General features: G+C 63.4%; 25 protein-coding genes. 14 read left to right on the top strand and 11 right to left on the bottom strand.

Translation table 11 applies throughout. From position 1 onward, the window contains the following. Positions 1-46 precede the first annotated feature (46 nt). A complete protein-coding gene (locus FRF71_RS12830; protein WP_238339551.1) occupies positions 47-1,453 on the bottom strand; it encodes a coniferyl aldehyde dehydrogenase in 1,407 nt (468 codons plus the stop codon). Here FRF71_RS12830 and FRF71_RS15530 point away from each other — a divergent pair. From FRF71_RS15530 to FRF71_RS12815, 4 genes are all read left to right on the top strand, one after another. Beyond that, a complete protein-coding gene (locus FRF71_RS15530; protein ID WP_192900068.1) occupies positions 1,443-1,586 on the top strand; it encodes a hypothetical protein in 144 nt (47 codons plus the stop codon). The genes FRF71_RS12830 and FRF71_RS15530 overlap by 11 nt on opposite strands. 35 nt (positions 1,587-1,621) lie before the next feature. Continuing rightward, on the top strand, positions 1,622-2,818 hold the full coding sequence (locus FRF71_RS12825) for an acetyl-CoA C-acyltransferase (protein WP_147091018.1): 1,197 nt from the start codon (positions 1,622-1,624) through the stop codon (positions 2,816-2,818). 140 nt (positions 2,819-2,958) lie between these two features. Beyond that, the gene (locus tag FRF71_RS12820) at positions 2,959-3,207 is read left to right on the top strand and encodes a hypothetical protein (protein WP_147091017.1); all 249 of its coding nucleotides are present in this window, start codon (positions 2,959-2,961) and stop codon (positions 3,205-3,207) included. Positions 3,208-3,435: 228 nt separating this feature from the next. Next, positions 3,436-3,831: a hypothetical protein gene (locus FRF71_RS12815; RefSeq protein ID WP_147091016.1), complete on the top strand. Its 396-nt coding sequence runs from the start codon at positions 3,436-3,438 to the stop codon at positions 3,829-3,831. 56 nt (positions 3,832-3,887) lie between these two features. On the opposite strand, the gene FRF71_RS12810 is transcribed toward FRF71_RS12815, so the two are convergent. Beyond that, positions 3,888-4,358 carry an SH3 domain-containing protein gene (locus tag FRF71_RS12810; protein ID WP_147091015.1) on the bottom strand — a complete coding sequence of 157 codons (471 nt, stop codon included), beginning with the start codon at positions 4,356-4,358 and terminating at the stop codon, positions 3,888-3,890. Between the two features lie 77 nt (positions 4,359-4,435). Between FRF71_RS12810 and FRF71_RS12805 the strand changes: the two genes are divergently transcribed. The 3 genes from FRF71_RS12805 to FRF71_RS12795 all read left to right on the top strand — a co-directional run bounded on the left by FRF71_RS12805 (position 4,436) and on the right by FRF71_RS12795 (position 7,372). Beyond that, positions 4,436-5,455, top strand: coding sequence for a 2-hydroxyacid dehydrogenase (locus FRF71_RS12805; protein WP_147091658.1), 1,020 nt, complete (start codon positions 4,436-4,438; stop codon positions 5,453-5,455). A gap of 107 nt (positions 5,456-5,562) precedes the next feature. Further along, on the top strand, positions 5,563-6,870 hold the full coding sequence (locus FRF71_RS12800; RefSeq protein ID WP_147091014.1) for an ammonium transporter: 1,308 nt from the start codon (positions 5,563-5,565) through the stop codon (positions 6,868-6,870). Between the two features lie 10 nt (positions 6,871-6,880). Further along, on the top strand, positions 6,881-7,372 hold the full coding sequence (locus FRF71_RS12795) for a DUF805 domain-containing protein (RefSeq protein WP_147091013.1): 492 nt from the start codon (positions 6,881-6,883) through the stop codon (positions 7,370-7,372). Here FRF71_RS12795 and FRF71_RS12790 read toward each other — a convergent pair. From FRF71_RS12790 to FRF71_RS12760, 7 genes are all read right to left on the bottom strand, one after another. Beyond that, positions 7,364-8,065 (bottom strand): alpha/beta hydrolase, encoded by a 702-nt coding sequence (locus tag FRF71_RS12790; protein ID WP_147091012.1) that lies wholly within the window; start codon positions 8,063-8,065, stop codon positions 7,364-7,366. The two genes, FRF71_RS12795 and FRF71_RS12790, sit on opposite strands and share 9 nt — an antisense overlap. A 9-nt stretch (positions 8,066-8,074) precedes the next feature. Continuing rightward, complete coding sequence (locus FRF71_RS12785) at positions 8,075-9,481, bottom strand: NAD(P)H-dependent flavin oxidoreductase (RefSeq protein ID WP_147091011.1); 1,407 nt, start codon at positions 9,479-9,481, stop codon at positions 8,075-8,077. Continuing rightward, entirely contained in the window at positions 9,481-10,206 is a 726-nt protein-coding gene (locus FRF71_RS12780) for a class I SAM-dependent methyltransferase (protein ID WP_147091010.1), read from the bottom strand. The genes FRF71_RS12785 and FRF71_RS12780 overlap by 1 nt, the downstream gene beginning before the upstream one ends. Then, positions 10,203-11,330: a peptide chain release factor 2 gene (gene prfB, locus FRF71_RS12775; protein ID WP_147091009.1), complete on the bottom strand. Its 1,128-nt coding sequence runs from the start codon at positions 11,328-11,330 to the stop codon at positions 10,203-10,205. The genes FRF71_RS12780 and prfB overlap by 4 nt, the downstream gene beginning before the upstream one ends. Before the next feature lie 84 nt (positions 11,331-11,414). Further along, on the bottom strand, positions 11,415-11,960 hold the full coding sequence (locus FRF71_RS12770) for a peroxiredoxin (protein WP_147091008.1): 546 nt from the start codon (positions 11,958-11,960) through the stop codon (positions 11,415-11,417). Between the two features lie 14 nt (positions 11,961-11,974). Continuing rightward, positions 11,975-14,509 carry a penicillin-binding protein 1A gene (locus FRF71_RS12765; protein WP_147091007.1) on the bottom strand — a complete coding sequence of 845 codons (2,535 nt, stop codon included), beginning with the start codon at positions 14,507-14,509 and terminating at the stop codon, positions 11,975-11,977. A 48-nt stretch (positions 14,510-14,557) separates the two neighbouring features. After that, positions 14,558-15,442 (bottom strand): N-acetylmuramoyl-L-alanine amidase family protein, encoded by an 885-nt coding sequence (locus tag FRF71_RS12760; protein WP_147091006.1) that lies wholly within the window; start codon positions 15,440-15,442, stop codon positions 14,558-14,560. A gap of 501 nt (positions 15,443-15,943) precedes the next feature. Here FRF71_RS12760 and FRF71_RS12755 point away from each other — a divergent pair. Next, positions 15,944-18,589, top strand: a complete 2,646-nt coding sequence (locus FRF71_RS12755) for an Rne/Rng family ribonuclease (protein WP_147091005.1) — start codon at positions 15,944-15,946, stop codon at positions 18,587-18,589. Positions 18,590-18,614: 25 nt separating this feature from the next. Here the strand turns inward: FRF71_RS12755 and FRF71_RS12750 are convergent, their stop codons facing one another. Further along, positions 18,615-19,247: a class I SAM-dependent methyltransferase gene (locus FRF71_RS12750; RefSeq protein WP_147091004.1), complete on the bottom strand. Its 633-nt coding sequence runs from the start codon at positions 19,245-19,247 to the stop codon at positions 18,615-18,617. Between the two features lie 69 nt (positions 19,248-19,316). Between FRF71_RS12750 and FRF71_RS12745 the strand changes: the two genes are divergently transcribed. From FRF71_RS12745 to FRF71_RS12720, 6 genes are all read left to right on the top strand, one after another. Further along, a complete protein-coding gene (locus FRF71_RS12745; protein ID WP_147091003.1) occupies positions 19,317-20,204 on the top strand; it encodes a haloalkane dehalogenase in 888 nt (295 codons plus the stop codon). 87 nt (positions 20,205-20,291) lie between these two features. After that, positions 20,292-20,831 carry a helix-turn-helix transcriptional regulator gene (locus FRF71_RS12740; protein ID WP_147091002.1) on the top strand — a complete coding sequence of 180 codons (540 nt, stop codon included), beginning with the start codon at positions 20,292-20,294 and terminating at the stop codon, positions 20,829-20,831. A gap of 91 nt (positions 20,832-20,922) precedes the next feature. Next, positions 20,923-21,705 (top strand): succinate dehydrogenase iron-sulfur subunit, encoded by a 783-nt coding sequence (locus FRF71_RS12735; RefSeq protein ID WP_147091657.1) that lies wholly within the window; start codon positions 20,923-20,925, stop codon positions 21,703-21,705. Positions 21,706-21,721: 16 nt separating this feature from the next. Beyond that, positions 21,722-22,186, top strand: coding sequence for a PaaI family thioesterase (locus FRF71_RS12730; RefSeq protein WP_238339233.1), 465 nt, complete (start codon positions 21,722-21,724; stop codon positions 22,184-22,186). Beyond that, on the top strand, positions 22,183-23,298 hold the full coding sequence (zapE, locus tag FRF71_RS12725) for a cell division protein ZapE (RefSeq protein WP_147091001.1): 1,116 nt from the start codon (positions 22,183-22,185) through the stop codon (positions 23,296-23,298). Before FRF71_RS12730 ends, zapE begins: the two co-directional genes overlap by 4 nt. Positions 23,299-23,366: 68 nt before the next feature. Continuing rightward, entirely contained in the window at positions 23,367-24,065 is a 699-nt protein-coding gene (locus FRF71_RS12720) for a pirin family protein (protein ID WP_147091000.1), read from the top strand. Here the strand turns inward: FRF71_RS12720 and FRF71_RS12715 are convergent. Next, entirely contained in the window at positions 24,062-24,961 is a 900-nt protein-coding gene (locus FRF71_RS12715) for a crotonase/enoyl-CoA hydratase family protein (protein ID WP_147090999.1), read from the bottom strand. The genes FRF71_RS12720 and FRF71_RS12715 overlap by 4 nt on opposite strands. Positions 24,962-25,119: the final 158 nt, after the last annotated feature.

Below are 25,119 nucleotides of genomic sequence, written 5' to 3'. Positions count from 1 at the left end.
TGCCGCCGCCGCGCCATTTCGGCGCTGACGGCGGCGCTTGATCGGTTCAACCCAGTTCGCGGGCCAGCGTCTTGCGCGTGGTATCGCCATAGGGCGGCTTGAGCCCCGCCAGCTTGGCCAGATCGAACTTGGGCTGGGTATAGACCGAGCGGGCGTGGCTGAAGGTCTTGAAACCTTCCGGCCCATGGTAAGAGCCCATACCCGAAGGCCCGACGCCCCCGAACGGCAGGTCATCGATCGAGACGTGCATGACCACGTCATTGACCGTCACCCCGCCCGAGATGGTCCGGGTCAGTACCCGTTCGCGCTCCCTGGCATCTTCACCGAAGTAATAGAGTCCCAGCGGCCGATCGTGGGCGTTGATATAGTCGATCGCCTCATCAATCGCCTTGTAGGTCTTGATCGGTAGGACCGGGCCGAAAATCTCGTCCTGCATCACCTTCATGTCATCATCGACATTGCGCAGAATGGTCAACGGCATCTTGTGACCGTTCGAGGCTGAGAAGTCCTCGTTGCCCGGGTTGATCTCGATCGCTTCTGCCCCCTTGGCCTTGGCATCGTCTATCAGCCCCTGGATCCGGTCGCGGTGCCGGGCGTTGACGACTGAGGTATAGTCTTCGTTATTGAGCAGCGTCGGGTACATCGCACTGACCGCGTTGCTGACTGCACCGATGGCCCGCTCCTCAAGCTCCTGCGGCACGATCATGTAGTCGGGCGCGAGGCAGATCTGGCCGGCGTTGAGCATCTTGCCCATGGCAATCCGCTCACCTGCACGCTCGATATTGGCGCTGCGGCCAAGGATGGTCGGCGATTTGCCGCCCAGTTCCAGCGTCACCGGCACCAGGTTGTCCGCCGCAGCGCGCAGCACATGCTTGCCAACCGCAGTCGCCCCGGTGAACAGCAGGTGATCGAACGGCAGGCCGCAAAACGCCTGGCCCACATCCGGACCGCCGGTAAAAACCGCCAATTCCTCTTCGGCGAAGTAGCGAGCGAAGACCTCTTTCATCATCTCAGAGGTGTCTTCGGTGAACTCGCTCGGCTTGATCATTACCCGGTTGCCCGCAGCAAAGGCCTGAGCGACCGGGCCGATCGTCAGGCCGACCGGGAAGTTCCAGGGGCTGACCACACCGACCACGCCCTTGGGCTCATAGCGCAGCTCTGCCTTTGCACCGAACAGGCCGAGCGGGAAGTTGGGCTTGCGCCTTTCTGTCTTGGCCCAGGCATCCATGTGCTTGAGGCAATACTTGGCCGCCGTGACCGAGGGCATGATGTCGGTCATCAGGCTCTGTTCGTGGCTGCGGTGGCCGAAATCGCGGCTGATCGCGCGGGCGAATTCCTCGCCCGTCTCCTTCATCATCGCGATGACCCGCTTCAGCCGATCCTTGCGGACCGACATCGGCTCGGGACGAGCAGCGGTAAAAGCATCGCGCTGGCGCTGCAGCGTGGCCATCATGGCGGCGGTGTTGGCGGACATTGGCTCTCTCCAGTTTCTGTTTGCCACGCTTTTCCAGCAAGAATGGCCGCTTGGCAAGCGCGGCGGCTTTTCGATCCTTGCCGCAATTGCCAATGATGCAGTGCAGCATTAAGGAGCACCTTTCCCTTCCAGCGAAAGGCCCATGCCATGCCGCAGATCTCCCCCGCCGATCCGATCGTCATTCTGTCCTATGCCCGTACTCCGATGGGAGGGATGCAGGGCGCTCTCGCCGATGTCTCGGCGACTGACCTTGGCGCGACGGCGATCAAGGCCGCGGTTGAGCGCGCCGGGGTAAATGGCGGAGAGATCGAACGCGTCTATATGGGCTGCGTGCTGCCGGCCGGTCTGGGCCAGGCCCCGGCCCGCCAGGCAACGATCAAGGCCGGCCTGCCCAAATCGGTCCAGGCGACCACGGTCAACAAGGTCTGCGGATCGGGCATGCAGACCCTGATCATGGGCGCCGAGGCGCTGGCCGCTGGCACCATTGATCTGGTCGTGGCGGGCGGCATGGAATCGATGACCAACGCCCCTTACATCCTCAAGAAGCACCGCTCAGGCGCGCGGATCGGCCATGACACGGCCTATGACCACATGTTCCTGGATGGGCTGGAGGATGCCTACGAGCCCGGCCGCGCGATGGGCACATTCGCGCAGGATACCGCCAACGCCTATCAACTGACCCGCGAGGCGCAGGACGCCTATTCGATCGAATCGCTGCGCCGCGCCCAGGCTGCGATTGCTGACGGGGCCTTCGCCGATGAAATCGCCCCGGTCACGGTCGTCAGCCGCGCTGGCGAAACCGTGGTCGATACCGACGAGCAGCCCGGCAAGGGCCGCCCGGACAAGATCCCGACCCTGAAGCCCGCCTTCGCCAAGGACGGCACGATCACCGCCGCCACCTCAAGTTCGATCTCCGATGGCGCGGCCGCGCTTGTCCTGACGCGCGAAAGCGTTGCCGCTGCCAAGGGCGTGAAGCCGGTCGCCAAGGTGGTGGCCATTGCCGCCCATGCGCAAGAGCCCAAGGACTTCACCACGGCCCCCGTCGGCGCGATCAACAAGGTGCTTGAGCGCGCCGGCTGGTCGCTCGCCGATGTCGATCTGTTCGAAGTGAACGAAGCCTTCGCCTGCGTCGCCATGTTCGCGATGCATGACCTTGGCATCCCGCACGAGAAGATCAACGTCCACGGCGGCGCCACCGCGCTCGGCCATCCGATCGGCGCTTCGGGCGCGCGCATCGTCACCACGCTGATCGCCGCGCTCAAGCGCCACGGCAAGACCAAGGGCGTAGCCAGCCTGTGCATCGGCGGCGGGGAAGCGACCGCCGTGGCGATCGAACTGGCCTGATCCTGCGACAGGCTGCGACAAAGCCTTACACTTATGAGCGAAATCTGACTGCGCCGTTCCGGCGTCTGTCAGGTTTGCACGCCTAGCTTGCGCAAGTCCCGGAAATCGCTCCGGGACTTGTCCAGCATGGGAGAACGCTCATGAAGACTTTGCTGATCGCCGCTGCCGTTACCCTGGGCCTTGCCGCCCCGGTCGCCGCCGAAGCCAAGGTAACCCGTCACGAACTGCGCCACGACCTCCGCGACGTTCACCAGGAGCGCCACGATGTGAAGCGGGCGCTGCACTCCGGCAATCCGGCCCGCATCAAGGCCGAGAAGCGCGAGCTGCGCGGGGCCAAGCAGGAACTGCGCGAGGATAGCCGCGAAGCCATCCGCCAGCATCGCCACTGATCGGTTTTGCGGCACCGCCAACCAGGGCGGTGCCGCAACCGTGGTTGCCGGATGCCACCAGCCATGCAACTTTGTCAGCAAACGACTCGACTCACAGGGTGGTCGCCTGAAGGGTTGCGAAAACTGCTCACAGACCTCGTCCGCGCTGTAATTGCGGTGTTTTATACCAATAGGTCAGTCGACCGTATCGTGTTAGCCTCCACTAATTGAAACCGAGGGGGAATTAACATGCGTATAATTCTTGCGATTGCCGCCGTCGCCGCATTGGGCGCTTGCTCCAAACCAGCTGAAGAAGCTGCAGCCCCGGCAACAACCGCTGCCGCTGCAGAAGCCGCTCCGGCCGCTGCTGCGATCATTCAGGCCGGCGAATATACTTTTGTCGACAAGGACAAGAAGCAGGGCACGCTTTCGATCGCGGCCGACAATACTTATTCGGTGACCTGGCCCGATGGGACCACACAGAAGGGCACTGCTTCCGAAAAGGATGGCAAGGGCTGCTACGATCCCGAAGGGGACAAAGACGCAACTCTGTGCTGGAAGAATGACCCGCCCGCCGCTGATGGTACGTGGACCGCCACCAGCGATGATGGACAGGTTGTCACGGTAACTCGCGTTTCGACCTGATTTTGAACCGCAGTCCGTAATCGATCGGGCAGTCCGCAAGGGCTGCCCGTTCCGATTCAGGGCTCCCCTGCACCCCAGAGCCGGGCCTGCTCAACGTAGCCCTTGCGCTTGCCAAGCTCGAACTGACACCAGCCTGCATCGCAATCGCCGAGCAGACCGACATTGCCGGGGGCGATGCGCCACAACAGCTTCGCACCAGCTTCGCCCGCCTGGCGCATGTCGGCAGGTTCCTTACCCACGACATAGCCTGTCCGTTGCCGCGTCAGGAAACGCTGGTTCATCCAGCCTTTGGCTCCGTCAGGATCCTGGACCAGGCGCCAGCCATCCTTCATTCTTAGCACCTTCAAAGGCAGCTGCGGGCGGCGATAGACCCAGGCGATCTGGTATTCCTCGGCCGGGCCAACCCGCATGTTGACCTCTTCGGAGCGGATCGATGCCCAATAGGGCACTTTGGTCTCCTGCGCAGCGGCCGGCGCAGCAAGGCTCAACAAGGTCAGCGCGGTCAGCAGATGGACTCGGGTAAACATGATTCGCTGATAGCGATGAGGAGCCGCAAGGTTCAAGCCGCTTGACCCCTACCCCCGCCCCGGCTTAGCGCATGGCCATGCCGATTGTCTCCGACACGCCTCTCGCTCGCCGCGTCGCCGGGAAACCCCGGGTCTACGTAACCCGCCATCTGGTGCCAGCTGTCGAAGCCCGCATGGCCGAGCTGTTCGATGTGGTGCCCAACACCTTTGACGCTCCGCTCAGCCGCGACCAGCTGGTCGCAGCCATGCGCGACGCCGATGTGCTGGTGCCGACCGTGACCGATCGGATCGATGCAACCATGCTTGAGGAGGCGGGCGATCGGATTGGCCTGATTGCCAACTTCGGGGCCGGGATCGAGCATATCGACCTGGCATCTGCACGGGCCAGGAAGGTCATTGTCACCAACACGCCTGGCGTCTTCACCGACGATACCGCCGACCTCACCATGATGCTGATTCTGTCGGTACCGCGCCGGCTGGGCGAAGGCAGCCGCCTGGTCCGCGATGGTGCCTGGACTGGCTGGGCCCCAACCCAGCTCCTCGGCCGCTCGGTTGGTGGCAAACGTTTGGCGATTGTCGGCATGGGCCGGATCGGACAGGCCGTGGCGCACCGTGCCCGCGCTTTTGGCATGGAGGTGACCTACCACAACCGCCGCCCACTGCCCGGCGCGATCGAGAACATGCTGGGCGCGCGCTATGAAGCCGATCTCGACAAGCTGCTGGCCGAGGCGGACATCATCACCTTGCATTGCCCGGCAAGCGCCGAGACGCATCACCTGCTCGATGCCCGGCGGATCGGACTGCTCAAGCCGGATGCGTTTGTGATCAACACGGCGCGCGGCGACTTGATCGACGAGGATGCCCTGATCGCGGCGTTGCAGGCTGGCAAGCTGGGTGGCGCGGGTCTGGATGTCTATGCGCGTGAACCGGCGGTTGACCCGCGGCTGATCGCCCTGCCCAATGTCATCACCTTGCCGCACCTGGGTAGCGCCACGGTCGAGGGGCGGTCGCTCGCTGGCGAGAAGGTGATCGCCAACATCCGCTTCTGGGCCGACGGGCACCGTCCGCCTGACCAGGTGCTGCAAGGCTGGGCATAACCACAGCCACTGCGCAACAAATTGGTAGCGCAATTGCTTGCGGAGGCCCTGTTTGTTGCTCTAACCGTCCCGCTGAATCACGCTAAAGGCGGCAGGGGAGAACGGGGATGCGCAAACAACTGAGCCTGGCAGCTGCCGGGGCATTTCTCGCAGGCAGCGCACCCGCCCTTGCGCAGACCGTCACCGAAGCGACCGTCGATACCGGCGATACCGCCTGGATCCTAACCTCTTCCGCCCTGGTCCTGCTGATGACGATGCCGGGCCTGGCGCTGTTTTATGGCGGCCTGGTCCGCGCCAAGAACTTTCTTTCGGTTCTGGTGCAGGTGGGCGCAATTGCGGCGATCGCTTCGACCTTGTGGATCATGGCCGGCTACACCCTGGCCTTTGGCGAGGTCACCAATGGCTGGCTGGGTGCAGGCAATGCCTGGATGCTGATCGGCACCGAAGGGCTGATGCGCGGCGATCTGACGATTTCCGAACGCACTTTCGCGCTGTTCCAGTTGACCTTTGCCGCGATCACGCCGGCGCTGATGGCCGGTGCCTGGGTTGATCGCGCCCGGTTCGGTTGGGTGATCGGCTTCTGCGCGCTGTGGAGCCTGGTGGTCTATGCGCCCGTTGCGCACTGGGTCTGGGGCAACGGCTGGCTGGCCAGCTCAATTGGCACGCTGGATTTTGCTGGCGGGATTGTGGTCCACACAACGGCCGGGGTTTCGGCGCTGGTCGCGGCGCTGCTGCTGGGGCGCCGCCAGGGCTTCCCCAAAACGCTGATGCTGCCGCACAGCCCTTCGTTGACGATGGCGGGCGCAGCGCTGCTGTGGGTTGGCTGGTTCGGCTTCAACGGCGGCTCTGCTCTCGCCGCCAGCGACGATGCCGCCAGTGCGATCCTCAACACCCATATTGCCGCAAGCGTCGCTTCGCTGGTCTGGCTGCTGATCGAACGGTACACGGTCGGCAAGCCAACCTCGGTCGGCTTTGCTACCGGTGCCGTGGCCGGCCTGGCCACCGTGACGCCGGCTGCGGGCTTTATCTCGCCGGGCTCGGCAATGGTGTTCGGGGCCATCGCGGCTGGAGTCTGCTATCCAATGATCCAGCTTGTGAAGCAGAAGCTGAAGATCGACGATTCGCTCGATGTCTTCGCCGTCCACGGCGTTGGGGGCATGGCCGGGTCGCTGTTGCTGGCGGTGTTCATGTCTCCGTCGCTGGGCGGTTCGGGCTATGCCGAGGGAGTGAGCATGGTCAACCAGCTCGCCGCTCAGGCGGTGGGCGTCGGCGTGGTGGCGCTCTATTCAGCCATTGCCAGCGCGGTTATCGCGGTGCTGGTCAGCCTGGCCTTCCCGATGCGGGTGAGCGAGGATACCGAGCGCGAGGGGCTGGACATTACCAGCCATGGCGAGCGTGCCTGGGAACTTGACTAAGGCCTAGGCTGTGAGCAGCACGCCCTCCGCCCTGCCCCCACCAACTTCGGCGCGGCGCACCATTGCGCTAACCTTCACGTTGCAGGGGCGGGCTACTCGCACCGAGCTGGCGAGCTATATCCTCAGCGCAGTGCTGATCACGCTCGCGCTGTCCTTCGCGACTGCGCTGTTTGCCCCCTATGCGGTGCGGGCAATGGTCAGCGACGGTCTGACCGTGCTGCTTGCCATTCCAGTTCCGGCACTGCTGGTCAGGCGGCTGCATGACCAGGGGCGAAGCGGGAAACTGGTCTGGCTGGCGGTCTTTTCTTTCGCGGTCTGGCTGGTCCGCGCAATCGTTTCCTACGCCACCGCGATGGACTTTCGGATCGGGCTGGATCGGATGATCTGGCCAGTCGACTGGCTGGTTATCCTCGCCAATCTGGCCGCCGTGATCCTCGCGATCCTGCCCGGGACTCCCGGCGCCAACCAGTATGGTCCAGACCCGCGCCAGCGCTCAGGCTGAGCACTGGAGCCAACGGGCCAGCGCTGCGCCGATCGCCTGAATGCCTGATCGCGCTGCGGCGAAACCCAGGTGGCGACATTCAACTTCGATTGCTTCGTCCCGTTCCCCGAGCAGCCCCGATGCGCAGGCTGGCGGGATGATCCCGTCCCGTCTGGACCACAACGCCAAAGTTGGCACCGGTGGTTTGACCGCCAGTTCGACGTCGACTGGCGGCGCATGAACCGGGTGGTCATTGACCAACTCGTACAAGCGCCAGGCATTGTTGGCGCGCGGATCGCCGGAAAACGGACTTCCCAGTGTGATGACGAGCCGGACATCGTGCGGAATTAGCTTGGCAACCTCGCGGGCGAACACGCCGCCCAGGCTCCAGCCTACCAAGGTCACCGGCTGCCCGCTGCTTACTGCGAAGGCTGTTATCCGCATCGCCAGTCGATCCAACAGATCGGCCCGTGCGCCCAGATTCAAGCCAAGCCCCCAGCCCTGGACACTATAGCCCGCAGCCCACAACGAGCGGCGCAGGCGGATCGTCGTGACATCGTGGGCCAGAAAGCCGGGCAAGACCATAATCGGCTGCCCTTGACCCGGCATGATTTCAACCGGGCCCAACAAGGGCGCGGCCATCAACCGTGGCAGTTCCAGCAACTCCGCAGCAAACAAACGCGGCGATGGCGCCTTGGCAGGCAATGTCGCCATCGCCCGCGATCAATCGCCCGTCAGGATGCGGTCAACCAGTTGCTTCACCGTGGGGGTGAAGTTGTTGGAATAGAACGGGTCCTGCTTGAACCGGTAGGCCGCGTGGCCTGCGAACATGAGGTTCTCATCAATCGGACCGCCATGGGCGATGTCCTGCAGGGTCTTCTGGATGCAGAAGCTGCGCGGATCGGCGAGGCGGCCCGTGGTGTAATCGTCATGGTCCTTCCACGACGAGAAGCCGCAATGGCTGAGGCAGCCCATGCAGTCCTTCTGGTCCTGCTGGATTTCGGCCCGCTCGCCGGGGGCGACGAACACGATCGTGTCGTCTGGCGTGCGCAGGCCATCGGTATAACCGGCGGCAACCCAGGCGCGCGCCCGCTCCAGATCGCGCGGGGCGACCCAGAAATTCTTGCCGCGGACACCTACATCAAGCTGAACGGTATGCTCGCCCGCCTGGACCTTGGAATAGGGGATCTGGCGTTCGCTGCGCGCTTCGAGCTTGCGCAGGAACGGATTCTTGACCGCCGAGGAATAGAAGCCCGTCGGAGAGAAGCGGTGCAGCAGCACGTCACCCGGTTCAAGCGTGCGGAGGTGATCCTTCCATGCCTGCGGGATCGGGCTTTCCTCGGTCAGCAGCGGCCGCGTGCCAAACTGGAAGGCAATGCTGCCCAGTTCGGGATTGTCGATCCAGTTGTCCCACTCCCGCAGGAACCAGACCCCGCCGGCCATGACGATCGGCACCGAATCCGGCACGCCTTCGGCGCGCATGGTCTCGCGCAGCGCCTTGACGCGGGGATAGGGATCCTCGGGCTTCAGCGGATCTTCGGCATTGGAGAGGCCATTGTGCCCGCCGGCCAGCCACGGGTCTTCATAGACCACCGCCGCCATCAGATCGGCGACCTTGTGATAGGCCCGCTTCCACAGCGCCCGGAAGGCGCGGGCAGAGCTGATGATCGGCAGATAGTTGACGTTGAACCGCGCGGCGATTTCAGAAAGCTTGTAGGGCATCCCCGCGCCGCAGGTGACACCCGTCACCATGCCGCGGGTCTTTTCCAGCACGCCTTCCAGGATCTGCTGGGCGCCGCCCATTTCCCACAGGACGTTGATATTGATCGCGCCCTTGCCGTTCGAGATTTCGTAAGCCCGGCGGACCTGCTCGACAGCGCCGGCGATGCCGTACTGGATCAGTTCCTCGTGACGTTCCTTGCGTGTCAGCGCGTTATAGATCTGCGGGATGATCTTGCCTTCGGCGTCATAGCTATCAGCATTGACCGCGCTGACAGTTCCGATTCCACCGGCTGCGGCCCAGGCACCCGAACTCGCATGGTTCGTTGCCGCCACACCCTTGCCGCCTTCAACCAGCGGCCAGACTTCGCGACCACCATAAAGAATCGGCTTCAAACCCTTGAACGACATTAGCTCCCAGTCTTTCCCTGTGCCGTGTTGCACGGCTTGATTGCCCCGGGTTCGGGACGCGGCCCAACCGCTTCAAACTGCGCGTAGTAACCGTTGAGTTCCGGTCTACGCACAAATTCAACCAGACGAAAGCCCACGGCCTGAAATTCGCAGAACAGCAGGCTGGGCGGAATACCGTGGCGATCGGTCGGCCGATCAACATCGACAACAATCACCTGACCGCCCTGGCGTAGCGCCGGCCGCAGCTGCCACAGGAAGGCATAGGGCTCGGTCACTTCGTGGTACATGTGGACCAGAAAAACCCGGTCAAAGCTGCCCGCCGGCAGGCGCGGATCGTCGGCCGCGCCGGTCTTGATCGAAACATTGTCGAGCCGCTCGCGCTCGACCCGCTGGCCAAGCCGCTGGATCGCGCCGGGATCGATGTCCTGCGCCAGCACGCGGCCCTTGGCCCCGACCCGCTCGGCCAGGCGCACAGTGTAGTACCCCTCGCCCGCACCGATATCGGCGACGGTGGTGCCGGCTTTGATCGCGGCCAGGTCCATGACAACCTCAGCCTCGCCCAGGTTATCGCGCTGGTCCTCATTGCCGAATTCGGTGCCGGAAAGGTCGGATACAGGACGCCAGGCGCGGGGAAAATCCCGCGAGGTTTCGGGCCGGTCCGCGTCCTTCTCAGCACTGCAGGCCGTCAGCAGGACCAACGCCGCAAGGCTTGCCGCCAGCCTCAATCCTCGTCCTCCACGACCACCTTCTCGCCCGTCACACGCTGCGCGAGTGCGGCAGCCATGAACGGGTCCAGATCACCGTCGAGCACGTCAGACGGGGTCGGGCTGGTCACGCCGGTGCGCAGGTCCTTAACCATCTGGTACGGCTGGAGGACGTAGGAGCGGATCTGGTGGCCCCAGCCAATATCGCTCTTGGCTGAGTGCTCTGCCGAGGCGGCATCTTCGCGCCGGCGCATTTCCTCTTCGTAGAGCCGCGATTTCAGCATGCCCATGCAGATTTCGCGGTTCTTGTGCTGGCTGCGGTCCTGCTGACTGGCAACGATGATCCCGCTCGGCACGTGGGTGATGCGCACGGCTGAGTCCGTCGTGTTGACGTGCTGCCCGCCCGCACCCGAAGCACGGTAGGTATCGATCTTGAGGTCGGCCGGATTGATATCGATGCTGAAGTTGTCATCGATCACCGGGAAGACCCAGACCGAGCTGAAGCTGGTGTGGCGCCGAGCCGAACTGTCGTAAGGCGAAATCCGGACCAGGCGGTGCACGCCGCTTTCGGTCTTGGCATAGCCATAGGCATTCTCGCCCTTGACCAGGATCGTCGCGCTCTTGATTCCGGCCTGTTCGCCGGCCTGATATTCGATCGTCTCAACCTTGAAGCCGCGCTTTTCCGCCCACCGCGTGTACATCCGGAAGAGCATTTCGGCCCAATCCTGGCTTTCGGTACCGCCCGCCCCAGCGTGGATTTCGATATAGGTGTCGTTGCCGTCAGCCTCGCCCGCCAACAAGGCCTGGACCTTGTCCTGGTCGGCGCGGTCGGCCAGCTTGGCCAGCGCTTCGAGACCTTCCTCGACCGTCGCCTCGTCGTTCTCCATCTCGCCCAGTTCGATGAACTCGATCGCGTCGGCCTTCTGCGCCGAGATATCCTTGACCGTGCCGATCGCCGCCTCAAGCCGGCGGCGCTCCTTCATTACCGCTTCGGCTTCCTTGGGATTGTCCCACAGCTTCGGGTCCTCGACGCGCGCGTTAAGCTCATCGAGCCGGCGCAGCGCACGGTCCCAGTCAAGGAACTTGCGGACGAGCGCCAGGGCGGCGTCGATCCGGTCGATATGGGCCTGCCCTTCGGCACGCATGATACTTCAACTCCGTGTTATCGGGCACGCGGGCCCGGTTGCGGCCCGATTAGCGCAAGGCCCCCGATTGTAAAGCGGTGGCGCTCAGCGCTTGGCCTTGCGCAGGGCCTGCACCGCTTCGAGCGTCAGGCGGACATGGTCCTTGTAGTCCATGTTCGAATGGACGAACCGGACCTTGCCATCCTGGCCGATGACATAGCTGGTGCGGGTGGTCAGGCCGGTCGAGACGCCCTCACGCTGCAGGTCGACATTATAAGCCTTGATGATCGCCGGGGTGGCGATGGCGACGGCAAATTTGTCGCGGCAGGCTTCGGTCGAGAACTTCTGCAGGGTCGGCAGGTCGTCGGCCGACATACCGACGACCGTGGCGCCAGCGGCCGCGAACTGCGGGCTGGCATCGGCAAAGGCCTTGGCCTCCAGGGTGCAGCCCTGGGTGAAGGCCTTGGGATAGAAATAGAGCACCAGCGGCCCTTTGCGCAGCGCGGTGCGCAGGTTGATCGCAAAGGGCTTGCCCGCCTTGGCACCCTGGGTGGCGAAAATGGGCGCCGTGGCACCAACCGGCAGGTTGGCCTGGGCGGGGGCAGTCACAGCAAGGGCGGCGACGGCAACGAACAAGGGACGAAGGTTCATGGGATGCTCCGGGGTTACTGGATGGCAACGGCATTATCGGCCGCGACCTGGGGGTCTGCCGTGTCTTCGGCTGTGGCTTCGCTGGACTGGGCTTGCGAACTGCGCCGGATCGCCGCGATCAGCGCGTCACGCTGCTTGGCTAGATCATCCTGGCGTGTGGTCCGCGCGACTTCGCTGTCAGCCTTGAAGGCTTCCCAAATGATCGGGGACTTGGGATCGTCGGTCGGGTTACCGGCGAAGACCTTGCTGCCCGAAACCCGGTCGATCTTGACCCAATGGATGTTGGCCGGTGCCACAAAGGGCCGGTCATACCAGCGGTTGCGACTTTCCTGGATGAACTGCTTGAACATCGGCGCGGCAATCGAGCCGCCCTGAGCATAGCCACCCAGCGAACGCGGCTGGTCATAGCCAAGATAGACCGCTCCGACGATGTCCTGCGATCCGCCGGCGAACCACACGTTGGTCGGGCCGGTGGTTGTCCCGGTTTTGCCGAACAGCGAGAGATTGAGATCGCGCAGCACGGTCGCCGTACCACGCGTCACCACGCCTTCCAGCATGTGGATCACCTGGAAGGCCGTGCGCGGGTCCATGACCTGCTTGCCGCGCTTGGCCAGCCGGGGCATCGGCTTGCCGTCCCAATTGGCCATGTTGCACTTTTCGCAGCGGCGATTGTCCGCCCGCCAGATCACCTTCCCGTTGCGATCCTGGACGAAGTCGATCAGCGTCGGGGAATACTGCACACCGTTGTTCGCCAGAGCGGCATAGGCATTGGCCATCCTGAGGACCGTCGTTTCGCCCGCACCCAGGGCGAAAGAGAGATAGGGTGGATACTTGCCGATCCCAACCCGGTCGATCTGGCGTGAGACGTTGTCCATCCCGGCATCGTTGGCGATCCGAACCGTCATCAGGTTGCGCGACTGTTCAAGCCCCCAGCGCATGGTGTGGGTGCCGCCGGCGCCGCGCATATCAAAATTACGGAAGCACTTCTGCCCCAGCTGCGCGCCCTGATAGACGCAGAACTGACCGTCAAGCACCTCGCTGGCGGGGGTCATGCCGTTGTCGAGGCCGGTCGCATAGACAAAGGGTTTGATTGTCGAACCCGGTTGGCGCTGGGCCTGGGTGGCGCGGTTGAAGCTGCCCAGGCCAGCATCAAAACCGCCCTGCACTGCCAGAACACGCCCGGAATTGGGATCGATCGCCACGAACCCGCCCGAAACGGCAGGAACATTCTTTACCGCCCAGGCATTGCCGCTCGGAGCCGCAGCAATGACATCACCCGCCCGCAACGAATCCGGCAAAGCAATCAAGGGCGCTTTACGGCCGTCGGTAAAGCCGATCGTCGCCTGATTGCCTGAGCGTGAGAGCACCACCCCGACGCGCCAGTTCTGGTAGGTAATGGACTTGCCGGCCGCGATCAGCTCGGTCTGCCAGCCATCCGGATCGACCTTGATCTTGGCAATCGGACCGCCCCAGCCCCGGCCGGCCTGATAGCGTAGCAGGCCGGTACGCAGCGCATCCTGCGCCGCCTTCTGGAGTTGCGGATCAAGCGAGGTGCGGACCCATAGGCCACCACCGTAAATGCTGTTCGGTCCGTCTTCGGCCTGCTCGCCATATTTATCGATCAGCTCGCGCCGCACGTCCTCGACGAAATAGCCGACTGAGGGGTCATAGCTTTCCGACCGGCGCGGTATCAGGCCGAGCGGCTGGGCCTTAGCCTCGGCCGCCTGAGCGGGCGTGGCCCAGCCATTGTCGACCATCTGGTCAAGCACATAGTTCCGGCGGTTGATCGCCAGCTGCTGGTTCTTCTCGCGGCCATAGCGTTCGGGCGCCTTGGGCAGGATCGCCAGGAAGGCTGCCTCGTGCAGTTTGAGGTCGCCCACATCCTTGCCGAAATAGGCCCGGGCCGCCGCCTGGACGCCAAAGGCCTGCCGGCCCAGCGGGATTTCGTTGAGATAGAGCTCAAGGATCTGCTCTTTCTCGAGCGCCCCTTCGATGCGGCGCGCCAGGATCATTTCCTTGATCTTGCGAGTGACGGAGTACTCATCCCCGATCAAGATGTTCTTGGCCACCTGCTGGGTGATCGTCGAGCCGCCGACTGCGCGTTTGGTGCGCAGCGGATTGGCATAGTCGAGCACCGCACCCAGCGTGCCGGTGATGTCGACCCCGCCGTGGCTCCAGAAGGTCTTGTCTTCGGCCGAAAGGTAAGCGTCGATCAGTGGCTTGGGCAAATCGACAAAGCGCAACTGCACCCGCCGCTCGCGCGCATAACTGTAGACGATCTCGCCATTCACGCCGCGCACCATCGTCGGCAGTGGCGGCTGATAGCTGAGCAGACGATCAGCTGAGGGGAGCGTGCGCAGCACAGTGACCCACAGCAGCAAGTAGAACAGGATCAGACCGCCCAGCGCATAACCGGCAATCCGGAAGCGCTTGCTGGTCTGCCAGTTGGCGGTAAACCAATGCCCGGCGGGGTGTTCTTGCAGCCTGGTGAGCAGCCCCCCGGCTTCGCGCCGGATGCGCAGGCGAATGGATTCGGATTGCTCGCTCATCTTGCGCGCGGCTCTAGCATGGGGAAACGGCGATAGGCCAGCGGCAAGCTATGGCTGCAGCGCCGGCAGCGCCGCCTCGCGGGCAAAGTGCACGCGGATCGCGCTGGCCAGCGTCTGGGCAAAGGCCTGTTGCCCTTCGGCCGAGGCTAGGCGGGCAAGATCATCCTCATTGTTGATATAGCCGCTCTCGAACAGCACCGAGGGCACATCGGGTGCCTTGAGCACGGCAAAGGCAGCAGACTGGACCTTATCGTCACGGAACGGCAGCCGCCCGCGCCCTTCGCGCAGGATAAGGTTGCCAAAACTTTCCGCCTTGGCCTGCATCTCGCGTTGCGAAAGGTCGACCAGGATTGCGCCGACATTGTCATCCTGGTCGGTGATGCGGATCCCGTTGACCTCGTCCACCGCATTTTCGCGAGCGGCAATCCGTTCGGCGGCTTCGTTGCTGCCCTTGTCCGACAGGACATATACCGTCGCCCCGCGTGCTCCAGTGCCTGTTTCAGTGCTATCGGCATGGATCGAAATGAACAGGTCTGCCTGCAGCCGCCGCGCGATATCCGGCCGAACCGGCAGCAGCAGGTAACGATCGTTTTCGCGGGTCAGGGCGACCCTGACCGCGCCCTGGCGCAACAGCTCGTCACGCAGAGCCAGGGCCAGTCGCAGCACCAGATCCTTTTCCTTGAGCGGCCCCAGCCCTGCCCCAGGATCCTTGCCGCCGTGTCCGGCATCAATCACCACCAGCGGCCGGCTGGCGTCCTGCGGCCCCATCACCGGTGGCAGGCCCTGCCGGGCGTCCTCATCAGGCAGACTGACCTGCACGACATAACCAAAGCCGCGACCCGGCCCGCCAAAGGTTCGGTCTGCTGCCACCATTGCCGCAAAAACCGCCAGAGGCGCAGCAAAGAGACCAAGGATCACGGCCGGACGACGCATTACCGAGGTGTGCTAGACAAGGTAAATTGCGAGGGCAATGGGGCCAATGGCGCTATGTGTCTTCGCCCGCGCCCTTGCCGCCCGCCAACCATGATGCTACGCATGACTTGCGCGAGACCCGCAGGGTACATTCGTAAGGCCTAAGGCATTACTTATTAATCCAAGTTGGGGCAGTTCTCGCCAGGAATCCCGGGCCGCGCCCGGATGCACAGGTTGATGCCGTAATGATGAGTGGTTCGTTGCCTGCCAAGACCCTGCCCTTCCGGGCTGTGGCTGTGGCAGTGCAGCAACCGGCGCATGAAATGTCACTGCGCCTGATCCTTACCGCAGACACACAACACGCCGCCGGGCGCGCAACAGCCCCCGGCTATCCTCATGCAGTCGTTCGCCTAGGCGGGATTAGATCCCGGGCGCGCGGCCGTTTCGCACAAGAACGCGCCACTCAAACCGGCCAGGACCTTCGCAGGTCCGGCCAGGCCTGGCGCGCACGGAGAGTTATAAATGACAATGCGCATGCTGATCGATGCGCGCCACCAGGAAGAAACCCGGGTGGCGGTGCTCAAGGGCAACCGGATTGAGGAATTCGACTTTGAATCTGCCGAACACAAGCAGATCAAGGGTAACATCTATCTAGCCAAGGTAACCCGGGTCGAACCGTCGCTGCAGGCGGCGTTCGTAGACTTCGGCGGCAATCGCCACGGCTTCCTGGCCTTCAGCGAAATCCATCCTGACTACTATCAGATCCCCAAAGAGGACCGCGAGGCCCTGCTGGCTGAAGAAGCCGCCCACGCCGAGGAAGAGGCCGCACTGCGCGCCATTGCCGAAGGTGAGGAAGACTTTGTCGGTGATGACGAACTGGGCGAAACCCTGGCCGACGATCTGGCCGGAACCTCGCACGAAAGCTTCCACGAAGACGATCACGGCCTGACCGAGGTCGACACCGCCGAGAAGGACGAAGTCGCGACCATCGAAGATGGCCAGATCGACAATGCCTTTGATCACGAGGGTGAGGAAGCCGCCGAGGCTGAAGAAGGTGATGGCCGTCGGCGTGGTCGCGGCCGCCGTCGTCAGGGCCAGGGTCGTGGCAAGGCCAAGGAAGCTGACGAGCTGCGGGCCAAACGGATGGCGCTGCGCCGTCGCTACAAGATCCAGGACGTGATCCAGCGCCGGCAGGTCCTGCTGGTGCAGGTCGTCAAGGAAGAACGTGGCAACAAGGGCGCTGCCCTCACCACCTATCTCAGCCTGGCTGGCCGCTATTGCGTGCTGATGCCCAATTCGAGCCACGGTGGCGGCATCAGCCGCAAGATCAGCTCGGCCGCTGACCGCAAGCGCCTGAAGTCAATCATCGCCGAGCTTGAGCTGCCCAAGGCGATGGGCTGCATCGTCCGCACCGCTGGGCTGCAGCGCACAAAGACCGAGATCAAGCGCGATTTCGACTATCTCGCCCGCCTGTGGGACGATATCCGCGAGACCACGCTGAAAAGCACGGCGCCCGCGCTGATCCATTCGGACAGCGACCTGATCAAGCGCGCGATCCGCGACATCTACAATCGCGAGATCGAGGACGTGATCGTCGAGGGCGAACAGGGTTACCGCCTGGCCCGTGATTTCATGAAGATGCTGATGCCCAGCCACGCCAAGCGGGTGAAGCAGTATGCCGATCCGGTGCCCTTGTTCCAGCGCTATGGCGCCGAAGACCAGCTCACCGCGATGTACGATCCGGTCGTCCAGCTGAAGAGCGGCGGCTACATCGTCATCAACCCGACCGAGGCGCTGGTGTCGATCGACATCAACTCGGGCCGCTCGACCAAGGAGCACGGGATCGAGGCGACGGCGCTCAACACCAACCTTGAAGCCGCTCGCGAAATTGCCCGCCAGTTGCGCCTGCGCGACATGGCCGGCCTGGTCGTGATCGACTTCATCGACATGGAATATGGCTCGAACGTCCGCAAGGTCGAGAAGGCCATGAAGGACGCGCTCAAGAACGACCGCGCCCGCATCCAGGTTGGTCGGATTTCAAGCTTCGGCCTGATGGAAATGAGCCGCCAGCGCTTGCGCACCGGTGTGCTTGAAGCGACCACGCGCCAGTGTCCGCACTGCGACGGTACTGGGCTGGTCCGCACCGCTTCAAGCGCTGGCCTCTCGGCACTGCGCCTGATCGAAGACGAAGCCGCCAAGGGCCGCGGTTCGATCATCTCGCTGTTCGCCAGCACCGAGGCGGCTGTGTACCTGCTCAACGCCAAGCGCGCCGATCTGGCTGAGATCGAGGCCCGTTACGGCGTTCGCGTCGAAGTTCTGCCGGAAGGCGAGAACGAAGGCGCAAAGATGCGCGTTGCCTCCTCCGGCCCACGGCCGGAGTTCGTCCCGAAGTTCGAGCCCATCGCGCTGGAAGACGATGACGACATCGCCGACATCATCGACGAAGATGATGAGGACGAAGGCGACGAGGATGACGTCCGTACCCGTGACGGTCGCCGTGACGAAGGTGATGGGGAAGGCCGCGGCAAGCGTCGCCGCCGCCGCCGCCGCCGGGGTGGCCGTGACCGCGAAGAAGGCGAAGCCGGTGAGGCCGGCGAAGCTGGTGAAGGCGAAGACGCCAGCGCCAGCGACGACCAGGAGCATGAGGAAAGTCCGGCCGGCGAAACTGACGAGCAACGCAAGCGTCGCCGTCGTCGTCGGCGGGGTGGTCGCGGCCGCAACGGCAACCGCGAAGACGGCGATGTGGCAGCCAGCGAGGGTGGTGAAGTTGCCTCTCAGGCCGAGGCCGAACCTGCCGCTGCCGAACCCGAAGTGGCAGAAGAGGCACCTGCGAAGCCCAAGCGCAACCGCAAGAAGGCTGCGCCCGCCGAGCCGGAGCCCGAAGCTGTCGTAGCAGCTCCGGTCGAAGCCGAAGCCGCCGTTGAAGAGCCGGCGACCAAGCCAAAGCGCACCCGCAAGAAGAAGGCTGACGAAGCTCCGGCAGAAGCCGAAGCTCAGTCCGCAGAGCCTGAAGCTGCTGCCGAGGAAGCACCGGCCAAGCCCAAGCGTACCCGCAAGAAGGCGGTTGCCTCCGAAGCCGAAACCCAGACCGATGACTCGGTCTCGGCCGAGGCAGAAGGTGACGGCACGCCGCGTCGCGGCTGGTGGCAGCGGACGTTCGGAAACTAAGTGATTGTGGCCGGGTGGCGTTGCGCTACCCGGCCTTCACTCCCACGCCCCATTCCATCCAGCCGGCGAAGCGCGGCACTTTGGGCGCATATTGCGCGCCCAGCGGCTCCAGCGCGAAGCCGCATTGATCGATCGACGAGCCGACCGGACGCGTCAGATGACAGCCGCCGGCGATCCGCCTCCAGACCGGTTCGATCCGCGCCTGCCACTTGGCAACCCCGGCATCGGGTGCCGCGCCGTGCTCCGCGAACAGCAACTGACCGCCGGGCTTCAGCACGCGCCGCATCTCCTTCAGGGTCTGTGCCGGGTCCTGCACCGAGCAAAGCGTGAAGGTGCAAACCACAGAATCGAAGCTTTCGTCGGCGAAGGGAATTGCCTCACCTGTTCCGGCCCGGATGTCATGGGCCCAACCTTTTCGCTGCGCTTCGGCGCGCGTGAATTCCAGACCCTTGGCAGAAGGATCGACCCCGGCATACGAACTGATCCGCGCGGGGTCATAGAAGCGCTGATTCAAGCCGCCACCGCAGCCCAGCTCGAACACCGCGCCGGAAGCGAGCGGCACCACTTTCTCACGCAGTTTCATGATCGCCGGACCAGAGCAGGCGCAGCGGATCAACCGCGGAACAACATGCTCATCGTACCAATTCGCGAAACCCATCGCCGCCCCTCTTCCCATGCCCATGTCGTCACGCCATGATGCCAGAATTGAACTGGGGGGAAAGTGCCAATGCAGGTCTATCGCACGCCTGACGAGCGGTTTGGGTATCTACCGGAATTTCCCTTCGTGCCGCGCTACCATACGCTCGGGTCCGGCCTGCGCCTCCACTATGTCGATGAAGGCCCGCGTGATGGGCGACCGGTTCTGTTGCTGCATGGCGAGCCGACCTGGTGCTATCTGTGGCGGCACATGATCCCGTTGCTGACAGCTGAGGGCTTCCGGGTCCTGGCTCCGGACCTGATCGGCTTCGGGCGGTCGGACAAGGTTCTGGGGCAATCCAGTTATTCCTATGCCGGTCAAGTTGCCTGGATTCGGGAGTGGGTCGAAGCGCTCGATCTGGAGGATGTCACGCTAGGCTGCCAGGACTGGGGTTCGTTGATCGGCCTGCGCGTGGTGGCGGAAATGCCGGACCGGTTTGCCGCCGTCGCTTTGTCAAATGGCGGGCTTCCGGACGGGCAGGACGCACCCCGGGCCTTCGCGATCTGGCGCGCCTTTGCCAAGTACAGCCCGATTTTTCCGATCGGCGGAATCGTCAAGCGCGGCACCAGGCGTCCGCTGACCGAAGCTGAAGTGGCCGCCTATGACGCGCCCTTCCCAACCAAAGCCAGCAAGGCGGCGGCCCGGGCCTATCCACCGCTGGTTCCCTTCAAGGGCAATCCGGCGGTACCTGACCAACTGCGGGCCTGGGAAGTGTTTCGCCAATGGCACAAGCCATTCCTGTGCTGCTTTTCCGATGGTGATCCGATCACCCGCGGCGGCGATGCAGTCTGGCTGGAACGCGTCCCCGGAACCAAGGGGATGCCGCACAGTACCTTGCACGGCGGGCACTTCATCCAGGAAGACGATCCCCAGGGATTTGCGGCCGCAGTCGCGGCTGCAGCCCGCGCTGGCCGGTGATACGGCTGCAGCCTGCTGGGGATTTGCGGCGCTGCAATCCATTGTAGCGATTGCCGCTGGAAACCAAGGTGCTAAGCTTTGCAGCATATGGAACCGCAAATTCGGCCAATGCCTGAACCCGTGGTGCTGCCCCAGCTGACCTCCAAGCAGCGGGAGGTGATGGCACTGGTCGCAGACAATCGCACCAGCAAGGAGATCGCCGGCCTGCTAGGCATTTCCGAGTCCGCGGTGAACCAGCGGATCGAGTTGATCCGCGGACGCCTCGGTGGAATTCCACGCGGGGAAATGGCGCGGCTCTACCGCCAGGAGTTCGCCCGCGAGCAAACGATTGCTGCCACCTTTCCGCCAACATGGAATAAAATTCAGGTTCAATCCGGCACATCGACCGGTCAGAGCAACGGCGTGGAGGGTCCATCCAGCAGTCCGGCTGCGCAAAAGCAGCCGCGGCTCCCTGGATCAGGGTCGCAGCCTTCCCATTCGCTCCTCCCGGACGGGTTAGCCTGGCTCGACCGGGAGGAGCCTTCGGCTGCCATTCTCCGCTCCTTATTGATGGCAATCCTGGTGGTTGCCGGAATGGCCGCTGCAGCGACAGTGACCGGGCTGCTTGGCTTTATGTCCGGCGGCTGAAAATCCTGCATAGAGATGCTTGCTCCGCCGCGCTGAATCGCTAGATGGGGACGCAATGCGGCCATACCGCCGCGCAGCGACAGGGATCGACATGGCTACTTTCACGCTTCCTGCTAACAGCAAGATCACGGGCAAGGCCCGGCACCACCAGGCTGATGGCGCTGCCCGCGTGAAAAAGTTTACTGTCTATCGCTACGATCCCGACAGCGGCGAAAATCCGCGGTATGACACGTTCGAGATCGATCTCGACAGTTGTGGGCCGATGGTGCTCGACGCGCTGATCAAGATGAAGTCCGAACAGGACCCCAGCCTGACCTTCCGCCGTTCCTGCCGTGAAGGCATCTGCGGTTCCTGTGCGATGAATATCAACGGCCGCAATGGTCTTGCCTGCACCACCGCGATTGAGGATCTGAACGGCGATATCCGCATCACCCCGCTTCCGCACATGGAAGTGATCAAGGACCTGGTGCCGGACTTTACCCATTTCTACGCCCAGTACGCATCGATCCGGCCTTGGCTGCAAACGGTCAGCACCACGCCCTCAGGCAAGGAGCGCCTGCAATCGCCGGAACAGCGTGAAAAGCTGGATGGACTTTATGAGTGCATCCTGTGCGCCTGCTGCTCGACGTCCTGCCCCAGCTACTGGTGGAACAGCGACAAGTTCCTGGGTCCGGCTATCCTGCTCCAGGCCTATCGCTGGCTGGCCGACAGCCGCGATGAGATGACCGGTGAGCGACTGGACGAGTTGGAGGATCCCTTCCGGCTCTATCGCTGCCATACGATCATGAACTGCGCCAATGTGTGCCCCAAGGGCCTGTCCCCGGCGCGGGCGATTGCCGAAATCAAGAAGATGCAGGCTACCAGGCATGCTTGACAGGCTGCACGTCTAAGTGGTCGATCAGCGCGGCTTCATTTACGAGCCCGACCCAGAGAATCCAGGCTGGCATCGCTGGGAATTGGCGGACGATACCCGGTTCAACGCCCAGACCATGGGGCGGATGCTGGTCCGGGCCGAAAGTGATCGGACCTGCCGGGTACGGATGTTCCCCGAACGTAAGCATTCGAACCTGCTCGACATGGTGCATGGTGCGGTTACCCTGGCGCTGATCGACATCGCCCTGTTCGCGGCAATGCGCACCCTCCTCAACGGCAATGCGGGCGGGTCGGTTACGCTGGAGCTGTCGAGCCAGTTCATTGGCGCCGGCGCACTAAGCAAACCGCTCGACGCGGTGGTTGAAGTCATGCGTGAGACCAAGCGCCTCGTATTCATGCGCGGCACGGTGGTCCAGGGCGAAGGCGACGAACACCTGGTCGCAAGCTTTTCAGGCATCGTTCGGAAACCTTCGGCCAAATGAGCGCGCTGCTCGCGCGTTACGAAGCGCTCGTTTCAGCAGGGGAGCTGCGGCCCGACCCCGAACAGCGCGCTGCCGCCGTGCGACTGGCGCAATTGCAGCAGGAACTTGAAGCACCGCAAGCAAGCGGCCTGCTCGGCAAGCTGTTCAGCAGGAAAGCACCGGCGCCACGCGGCCTCTATCTGTGGGGCGGCGTAGGCCGCGGCAAATCGATGCTGATGGACCTGTTCCACGACAGCCTGGCCATTCCCGACAAGCGACGCGTCCACTTCCATGCCTTCATGCAGGAAGTCCATGCTCGCCTGCGCGATGCTCGAAAGAGCGAGAGCGGCGATCCGATCCCGCCGGTCGCCGCTGCCATCGCCGAGGGCCTGCGCGTGCTCGCCTTCGACGAGATGGTGGTGAACAATTCAGCCGATGCGATGATCATGAGCCGGCTGTTCACCGCGCTGATCACGCAGCACGGGCTGGTCATTGTCACCACCAGCAACCGGGCACCAAACGAACTCTACAAGGACGGCCTCAACCGTGAGCACTTTCTGCCATTCATCGCCCTGATCGAGCGCGAGCTTGACGTGATGGCGCTGAACGGACCGGTTGATTACAGGCTGGAGCGCCTTGGCGGCATGGCGACCTGGCATACCCCGCTGGGCGATGCCGCCACGGCCCAGGTGCGCGAAGCCTTCTTTCGCCTGACCGATTACCCGCCCGAGGATGCCGATCATGTGCCCTCGGCCGATCTTGACGTCGGCGGCGGACGGATCCTGCATGTCCCCAAGAGCCTTAAGGGCGTGGCCGTGTTCAGCTTCAAGCGGCTCTGCGCAGAAGCCCGCGGCGCGCCCGATTACCTTGCGATTGCGCAGACCTATCACACTGTGATTCTGGTCGGCATTCCCAAGATGGGGCCGGAGAACCGCAACGAGGCGGCCCGCTTCGTTACCTTGATCGACGCGCTATACGAGCAGAAGGTCAAGCTGCTCGCCACTGCCGATGCCGCGCCGGAAGAGCTCTATGCCACAGGCGACGGCCGGTTCGAATTCGAACGGACGGTCAGCCGACTGATGGAAATGCAGAGCGCCGACTACCTGGCCCTCGGCCACGGCGAGCAGGGTTGAAATAGTCCGCCCTACCCCCATCTACCGAGCATTCCGGCGGCAACACCCCGCCGAGGTGGATAGCAGACATGATCGAAGTAAGACCCTTTGCTGGCCTGGGCCATGCGAACCACGGCTGGCTGGACGCCCGCCATCACTTCAGCTTCGCTTCCTATTACGATCCCGCCCGGATGGGTTGGGGCGCGATCCGCGTGTGGAACGACGATACGATCGCCGCGCGGAGCGGTTTTCCGCCGCACCCACACAACGACATGGAGATCGTCACCTTCGTTCGCTCCGGCGCGATCACGCATCAGGACAGCCTTGGCAACAAGGGCCGGACTGGTGCCGGCGATGTGCAGGTGATGAGCGCAGGTACCGGGATCGTCCACGCCGAATACAACCTTGAAGACGAGACGACGACCCTGTTCCAGATCTGGATCCTACCCGATCGAAATGGCGAAGCACCCAGTTGGGGCCAACGCGAGTTTCCACGTGGCGAGCGCGCGGGACGCTGGGAGGTTGTGGCCAGCGGCACTCCCGAGGCCGATCAGGCGCTGTCGATCCGGGCCGATGCCAAGATAGCAGCCGCCACGCTCGCCCCTGGCGAGATCGCAACCTGGTCAACTGACGCGCAGCGGCACGTGTACCTGGTGGCCCCCACTGGCACGATCCGTGTGAACGGCATCCAAGCGCAGCAGCGTGATGGCGTGGCGGTGACAGGTGAGACTAGCATAACCGTCGAAGCGGTGAGTGATTGCGAAGTGGTCCTGGTGGACTCGCGCTAGGCCGCAGCTCGCGGCAATCGGGCCTGAGCTCCGGCGAGGCGCTGCATCAGCTTGAGATCCTGCTCACGCAGCTGCAGCGCCGCAGCGGCCCAATAGTCGACGATATCACGCAGTTCGGAGAGCGATACATCGTTGGCCCGCCGGCTCGCGCGACGTGCGCCAACCAGGCCGGCATGACGGCGGCTCGATTTGGCGATGAAGTCGCGTACTGCCGCTTCGCCCTCACCAGGTTCGGCGAGGTGGTGGACAATGCCAAGCTCGTACATCGCTTCGGCCGAATAGGTTTCATTGCCCATAATGATCCGATCAGCCATGGCCTGGCCAAGGCGGCGCGAGAGGATCGCGTGGGCACCCATGCCAGGGAACAGGCCAAACATTACTTCGGGCAGGGCAAACGATGAGCCACGCTCGGCAATGATGTAGTCGAACGACAGCAGCGCCTCAAAACCGCCCCCCAGGGCCTGACCCTGGACCATGCCAATGGTCAGGATCGGCAGATCGAGCGCATGAATGTTCCGATGCAGAATTTCCACGCAGCGATAGCCATAGGCCGCGAGGGCGTCGCGATTGCCCTCACGGATCAGCCCAGCAAAAAGTTCCAGATCGCCGCCGAAGCAGAACACGCCAGGAGCGCGGCTGCCGAGCACGAGGTACTTCAGCGGCACCCGGTCCGGGCCGAAATGCGCTGCGATCAGGCGCTGCCAGCTGCTGAAATCAGCCAGCATCGGCGGCGTAAAGCTGGGTCGTCCGGCGGGCCGCATATAGGTCCACAGGGTTTCTTCACGCTCGCTGTAAAGCACATCGAGTTCATTCAGTGCGAATAGCTCATCGGGAATCGATAAACGCATCCGCGCCTGCTGGAGCAGGGCCGCAGCATGGCTATTGCCGTCTGACATGGCCCCCTCCGCTTCTTCGAGAGGCGTTTCAGAACCTGAAAGATCGCCTGAAAGTCGATCCATAACTGCCTCGCGCGTAACCCGTTTTAGCTAAGTGAGTAAAACCACTTACCCCCCATTTCGACGAATTTAACCGAGGGCGGAGTCGCTTGGCAAAG

Origin of the sequence: Novosphingobium ginsenosidimutans (genome assembly GCF_007954425.1) — a bacterium.
In the GTDB taxonomy this organism is placed as follows: domain Bacteria; phylum Pseudomonadota; class Alphaproteobacteria; order Sphingomonadales; family Sphingomonadaceae; genus Novosphingobium; species Novosphingobium ginsenosidimutans.
The sequence above is the reverse complement of the archived record's forward strand: the minus strand, read 5'-3'. Positions and strand labels throughout refer to the sequence as shown.